We start from the raw sequence: 6,326 nt of genomic DNA, 5'->3' as shown, positions 1-6,326 counted from the left end.
CATATCATACCAGTCCGGCCACAGCTCCCTGGCATGTACCGGTCCGGCAATGGTGCGCTTCGGAAGATCGTTGAGCAACATCGGAAGGATCCGTGCAGCCAGCGGCAAAAGATTGCGCCGGTTGATCACGCTTGGCAGGTTGTCGACAAACGTCTCGTTGGGGAATGCATTTGCGCACGAAATTTTAGGTAAAGTTCTGCTATTCTCAGAATCAGCCATGATCCAAGCTCCTGCTAGCTAGATTGTGGTTAGGCTGGACGAAGTGGTACCAACACTGAGTCCAGCCGATTACAGCTTCGGAGGTTACGAAATTAGATGTCAACGAGCAAGAAAAATCACAACAGTGTAGTGAAATGAATGGCGCTCAATGCAAACTTGCTCGTGTAGCGCTCGGATGGGGTGTCCGCGAACTGGCCGAAATCGCGGGCGTCTCGACGCAGACCGTATCGCGGCTTGAACGTGGTGACCTGCTCAAAGAAAACACGGTCGCGACGATCAAGTTGGTTTTTGAGGAAGCTGGAATTGAGTTTTTGCCAGAGAATGAAAACGGATATGGCATCTGGGTCAACAATCGCCGCTGACCAGGTAGTGAAACAACCGAACTAACGAGTACCGTCTCGCCCTTCAACTTTGCGGGACAAAGGCGTGCTAATTGCACAACAGTTCGATCGTATGTTCATCGAGCACAACGCCTTCGACTATTTCTCCCTCATCGAAGTGCGTCTGAAACCATCTGGCAATCTGGGAATTCTGGCCTACCACTCTGACAGCCCCGGTTCGATTGGCGCTCCGGTTGATCTTCGAAACGACTGTCGGATTACCGTCACTGAATTTGACCTGGATAGGTTCTCCTTCCTTTCCCAGAAATTTGCTGGCATGGGTGCCGGGGTTGAGGATTCCCATTTTATAATAAGTAGGTCCTAGCACGACAGAAAAAGACGCCAATATGCTGTCCGTCGTGCGTGAAGACAGATCGGCCTCGACGATAGCCGGAGCATCAAGCTCGGCTTCCTGTTCTTCCTCGCGTTCTGCGTCTTCCGAGATCGCACGACCTTTATCTTTTCCGTTCCAGGGCGGATCGAACTCACGGATCAGGCTGTCCTCCAGTCCGGCAGCCAGATTGATTTCAAAATCCAGATATTGGAGATGAGTTATCGGCGTAAAAACAAAGATGCGGACCATACCCCCATCCGCGATTGCCATTTTTATGTTGCGATGGCAACGCTGGTTCGTGGCTTGCGAGCCACCAGGACGACAATATCCGACGTAGCGCTTTCTGATTGAGCGGGCGGTCTTCCCAATGTAGAAAACTCGGTCTTCACGCACGAATGCGTAGAGCGCATTCGGTGCTTCCAGCAGAATTCGATTTGAGATGGCGTTCTCACCGTCGAGCTCGTAAGTGATGAAATCGTCTTTCAGCTGCCATTTCCCTACATCTACGAAACCGAGATTTAGGAGAACCTCAGCGTTTACCTGCGAGCTTGTCATGCACGTCCAACTCCTCTGGATTGACAACTTTTTGCTGAGAACAAACCGTCATGTCAACGCGATCTGGTTCGGGCAAAGCTGTTCAACAGAACAATGGGAGCCGTGTAACGATCAGCCGGCGTCGGCGCTAAAAACAGGATCCAATCGCCACGGAGAAACCATGCCGATACTTCAGGACATCTATCTCGCCTATGTCGACTGTCTCAACCGCCAGACCTTCGATGAACCCGGCACCTTCGTCGACGACGCTGTCGAACACAATGGCCGGCCGTTCGGCCTGTCGGGCTATCGAGACATGCTGGTCAAGGATTTTGCCGACATTCCCGACCTGCGGTTTGAGGCAGGGATCCTTGTCAGCGACGCGAACAGGATTGCCGCCCGGCTTCAGTTCGATTGCACCCCCAAAGCCACCTTCATGGGCCTTCCGGTCAATGGCAGGCGTGTGCAATTCTGCGAACATGTTTTCTACGAATTCGAGCACGCAAAAATCCGCAGGGTCTGGTCGGTGATCGACAAGGCCGCAATCGAGCGACAGATCGGCTGACAGCCAGCAAACGCTCAACTGTTCTCATCCGTGTGTTTCCTCTCTGAGCAGCTCCTCAAGCAGTTCGCGATCGGCATCACGAAGGGCCATCTGCGGCAATTGCCGCCGCAGCAAGCCCCGCAGCATCTGCGCGTCTGGCTCCTTTGCCGGTTGTTGCAGTTCGCTGATCATCCATGTGCCCAGCAGCATTTTCCGCCGCATCTCGAGCCGCCGTTCCTGCGCGGCAAGCCGGGCCATCAGCGTACGCTTGCGCGCCTCCAGTTCCTCGATGCGACGGGCAACCGGTTTACGCGCCATGACCGGCTTGCCCGCATGCTGTGGTGCCCTTCTTCTCCACCAGCTTCACCCTGAGCAGATGACCTCCCTCGCCACAACGCCTGACGTTTATGGCCGGGCAGGCATCAGCGAGATCACCAAGCCCGGTAAAACCGAAGTGACGCGGATCAAAACCCGGCTCATGCAGGGCAAGCCAGAGACCGACCTTTGCCAAAGGTGACCAGCCGTCCTCCTCGATACTGGCACAAACAGCCTCTTCCATCATCACCAGCATCTGCTGCCAGGCATCGACGGAAAGACCTGTTTCCCTGCCGGCGGTTTGTGTTGCTTCCGCTGCTGCGCCGACGGACAGCCACCGCATGTTTCCGGGTGGCCGCAGCCTGTCGAAACGGGTAAAGCTGCTGCAGGCAGCGATGAACGAAAACGGTGTCTGCCGGTCACCAAATCCATGCACATCGACACCCTCTTCACGGATGCGCACAGCCAGCCGGGTAAAATCGCCATCGCTCGAGACGATGCAGAAACCATCGAGCCGGTGTTGGTGCAGAAGATCCATCGCATCGATGATCATGGCGCCATCGGTGGCGTTCTTTCCCGGACAATTGGCAAACTGCTGCACCGGCCGGATGGCGTGATCGACAAGCCGGCTTTTCCAGCCCCTCAGGTTTGCTCCTGTCCAGTCGCCATAGATACGCCGGACGGTCGCATCGCCCAGCATCGCGATCACACCGAACAGTCCGTCCACCACCCTTGACGAGACATTGTCACCGTCGATCAGCACGGCGAGTTTGGATCTGTTCCGGTCTGTCCCGCCGCCGGTATTTTGTCGGGCACCCCTTGTCCCTGACCGTCGTTTCGTCTCCCTGAACCTGACCGCATCCATCGCCGTCTCCATTGCTCTCCTGTCATCGAGGCAAGGGTAACGAGGATCAATTTGCAGCGCATTCTGGTGAATTCACCATAGAGCCAGCCATCCCCCGACCCGCTAGACAGGAAACAACAAGGGCGCACTTACGAGTTGGCGCACCGGCGGCAGGCAAGACACCGAAGGGCTGAGGGGCGGTTGTTTCCGGTCACCCGGCTGCGGGATCGGGCGGAAACGGTTTTTCCGCCGGTCCGTTTTATCGGGAGACCGGCATGGCGATCTACCATTGCAGCGTAAAACCGGTTGGCCGCAGTGCCGGCAAAAGTGCCGTCGCCGCCATCGCCTATCGCACCGCCAGCAGGATCCTCAATCAACGCGATGGTCTCCTCCATGACTTCACCGCAAAGCAGGGTGTGGTTCACTCGGAGATCATCCTGCCCGACGGTGTCGATGCCCCATGGGCACTTGATCGTGCCTCGCTCTGGAATGCCGCGGAGTTTGCAGAGCGCCGCTGCGATGCCCGTGTCGCCCGAGAGTTCGAGATCGCGCTGCCGCATGAGCTGACCGATACTGAGCGACTGGCGCTGACCCGGGCCTTTGCCGGTGATCTCGCCAATCGTTTTGGTGCTGCCGTCGACTTCGCCATTCATGTGCCGCAGGGCAAAAGCGACGACCGCAATATCCATGCCCATGTCGTCATGACCACACGGGTGATTACCTCGACCGGCCTTGGAGAAAAGACCCTGATCGAGCGCGAGAACAGGTGGCTGATCGACAATGGCCTGCCGACCTCGCAGATGCAGATGAAGGCGGTGCGCGAGGCCCTTGCCGGTCTCGTCAACCGTCATCTGCTGCGTGCCGGTCTCGACCGCCGTGTCGATCATCGCTCGCATCTGTCCCGCGGTCTTGCCATCGAACCGACCGGCCATATGGGTGTGCATGCCGCGCAGATGAAAGAGCGTGGTGTCGATGTCTCGCGCTGCCGCATCGAGGATGATACGGCACGCCGAAACGCCGGGCTGATCCGCCGCCGTCCCGAACAGGTGCTTGCCCTCATTACTTCAGCTCAAAGCGTCTTTACCCGTCACGATATCGCAAAAACATTGAGCCGCTACATCACCGACACGGCTGCCTTCCACACTACCCTTGCCGCGGTCATGGCCTCACCGCAACTCGTCCTTCTTCAGCAGGAGCAGAAACACGAACCGGCCCGCTATTCCACCCGGGAGATGATCGAACTGGAACGACTGATGGCAGAAAGCGCGATCAGGATGGCGGCGCGATCAGCTCATGCTGTGAGAACGACAACGGTCACAAAGGCAATCGTCCGGCAGAACGAAGAACTCACAGGATCAGGTCTCGGTGACGAGCAGAAGAGAGCCGTGCTGCATGTCACCGGACCCGAACAGGTATCGGCGGTGACCGGCTTTGCCGGTGCCGGCAAGTCGACCATGCTGGCAGCAGCACGGCGGGCATGGGAGGCGGACGGTTATCGTGTTCACGGTGCCGCCCTTGCCGGCAAGGCGGCAGAGGGCCTGACGTCATCTTCGGGCATTGTTTCCCGCACGCTGGCCTCCTGGGAGCTTGGCTGGGAGAACGAAAAATCCATGCTCGGCCACAGGGACATTCTGGTCATCGACGAGGCCGGCATGATCGGCAGCCGGCAGCTTTGCCGCTTCGTCAGGGAGGTTGAGGCGCGTGGCGCCAAGCTGGTGCTGGTCGGTGATCACGAGCAGCTGCAGGCGATCGGTGCAGGCTCTCCCTTCCGGGCCATTACCGAACAAATCGGCGCCATCGAACTGACCGAAATCCGTCGCCAGAAACACGACTGGCAACAACAGGCCTCGCTCGCCCTTGCCACCCGTCGCACGGAGGAGGCTCTGCAAAAGTATGACGGGCAGAATGCCATCCGCCTTGCCGACGATCGCGCGTTGGCCTGTGCGGACCTCGTGCGCGATTATCTGAAGGACCGCCGGGACAATCCGCATCAGTCCCGCATTGCCCTTGCCCATCGCCGTGTCGATGTCCGCGCCATCAATGACGCCATCCGGAAAGGTCTGCAGGCCGACGGTGTTCTGGCAGAAGGCAGCAGCCAGTCCGTTACACAGGACGAAATATCTGGCGTCAGGAACAGTGTTCCGCAAACAGATGGCGAGATCATTTACCGGACCGTCAACGGAAAACGTACCTTTGCCGCCGGTGACCGCATCGTTCTGCTGCGGAATGATCGCGGGCTTGCTGTCAAAAACGGCATGTTGGGAACGGTGGAATCCGTCGAGCCGGACGCACTACAGGTACGGCTCGACGGATTATCGAGCGATCCGGAAACCGGCCGCAGGCTGACTATCCGCCCGAAAGATTACCATTCCTTCGATCATGGTTACGCCACCACCATTCACAAGGCGCAAGGCGTAACCGTCGACCGGTCCTTTGTCATGGCGTCGGCCACCATGGACCGGCATCTCACCTATGTCGCCATGACCCGCCATCGTCATCAGGCAATGCTTTATGCCGGACGTGACGAGTTCAAAAACATCAATGCGCTCACCGCCAGCATGAGCCGCTCTGGGCTGAAGGAGACCACCCTCGATTATACCGATGCCTTTGCCGAACGCCGCGGACTGAAGGAGCCACCGGGCGAAAATATCCGGCAGCAGCGGGCGATGAGACAAACCTCCTTGCAGCGGATGGTGGAAGGACAAGGACAAGGACAGCGCACGGAAGCAGATACGATGGCGCGGAGCGAGCTGCACCATCAACGCCAGCTCGTCGAGGTCCCCGCACCGCTCGTTCCCGCCATCACCCGCTACGACAAATCTGTCGACGAGATCGCCCGTGAGAAAGCGCGACCGGAACTGGAGCGGAGCATGGAGGTGGTGCGCAATGTCGCTCTTCGTGTCTATCACGATGCCTTCGCTGCATGCGACGCCATCAAGCCCCATATCCTCGATCCCGGCACCGATCCTGCCATTCTGGCAAGAGCCATCCGCGAGCGGCCAGACCAGTTCGGGGCGCTCCGCGGCAAGTCGGGCATCCTCGGTGACAACAGGGACAGAAAACAGGCGCTGCACTACGCCGGATCGGTTGCGACGCTTGTCGGGAACGCCGCCAGAAGCTGGCTACGGCATCTGGAAAACGAGCACCGCTCGGAAA

6 protein-coding genes and 1 pseudogene are annotated in these 6,326 nt (G+C 58.3%); 3 read left to right on the top strand and 4 right to left on the bottom strand.

What is annotated here, in order from left to right; genetic code table 11:
• A pseudogene (locus tag QD336_RS24160) lies at positions 1-219 on the bottom strand (hypothetical protein); the annotation flags it as partial.
• 134 nt (positions 220-353) lie between these two features.
• Between QD336_RS24160 and QD336_RS24155 the strand changes: the two are divergent.
• Positions 354-581 carry a helix-turn-helix domain-containing protein gene (locus QD336_RS24155; RefSeq protein ID WP_499172451.1) on the top strand — a complete coding sequence of 76 codons (228 nt, stop codon included), beginning with the start codon at positions 354-356 and terminating at the stop codon, positions 579-581.
• A gap of 67 nt (positions 582-648) precedes the next feature.
• On the opposite strand, the gene QD336_RS24150 is transcribed toward QD336_RS24155, so the two are convergent.
• Positions 649-1,488: a GIY-YIG nuclease family protein gene (locus QD336_RS24150; protein WP_499172450.1), complete on the bottom strand. Its 840-nt coding sequence runs from the start codon at positions 1,486-1,488 to the stop codon at positions 649-651.
• A gap of 160 nt (positions 1,489-1,648) precedes the next feature.
• Between QD336_RS24150 and QD336_RS24145 the strand changes: the two genes are divergently transcribed.
• Positions 1,649-2,032: an ester cyclase gene (locus QD336_RS24145; protein ID WP_499172449.1), complete on the top strand. Its 384-nt coding sequence runs from the start codon at positions 1,649-1,651 to the stop codon at positions 2,030-2,032.
• Positions 2,033-2,056: 24 nt separating this feature from the next.
• Here QD336_RS24145 and QD336_RS24140 read toward each other — a convergent pair whose 3' ends face one another.
• Both QD336_RS24140 and QD336_RS24135 read right to left on the bottom strand, forming a co-directional pair.
• Complete coding sequence (locus tag QD336_RS24140) at positions 2,057-2,329, bottom strand: mobilization protein (RefSeq protein WP_499172448.1); 273 nt, start codon at positions 2,327-2,329, stop codon at positions 2,057-2,059.
• A complete protein-coding gene (locus QD336_RS24135; RefSeq protein WP_499172446.1) occupies positions 2,319-3,089 on the bottom strand; it encodes an NYN domain-containing protein in 771 nt (256 codons plus the stop codon). Before QD336_RS24135 ends, QD336_RS24140 begins: the two co-directional genes overlap by 11 nt.
• 356 nt (positions 3,090-3,445) lie before the next feature.
• Here QD336_RS24135 and traA point away from each other — a divergent pair.
• The coding region (gene traA / locus QD336_RS24130) for a Ti-type conjugative transfer relaxase TraA (RefSeq protein ID WP_499172444.1) at positions 3,446-6,326 on the top strand (2,881 nt) is incomplete at its 3' end.

It is taken from the genome of Rhizobium sp. BR 250 (assembly GCF_047445855.1).
GTDB classification, from domain to species: Bacteria; Pseudomonadota; Alphaproteobacteria; order Rhizobiales; family Rhizobiaceae; genus Agrobacterium; species Agrobacterium tumefaciens_I.
Note: the sequence above shows the minus strand (reverse complement) of the source record. Positions and strands in the feature narration are given on the sequence as shown.

Bases quoted from the DNA above. Each gene is read 5' to 3' on its own strand.
- QD336_RS24155 (WP_499172451.1), top strand. From the start codon at position 354: ATGAATGGCGCTCAATGCAAACTTGCTCGTGTAGCGCTCGGATGGGGT.
- QD336_RS24150 (WP_499172450.1), bottom strand. From the start codon at position 1,488: ATGACAAGCTCGCAGGTAAACGCTGAGGTTCTCCTAAATCTCGGTTTC.
- QD336_RS24145 (WP_499172449.1), top strand. From the start codon at position 1,649: ATGCCGATACTTCAGGACATCTATCTCGCCTATGTCGACTGTCTCAAC.
- QD336_RS24140 (WP_499172448.1), bottom strand. From the start codon at position 2,329: ATGGCGCGTAAACCGGTTGCCCGTCGCATCGAGGAACTGGAGGCGCGC.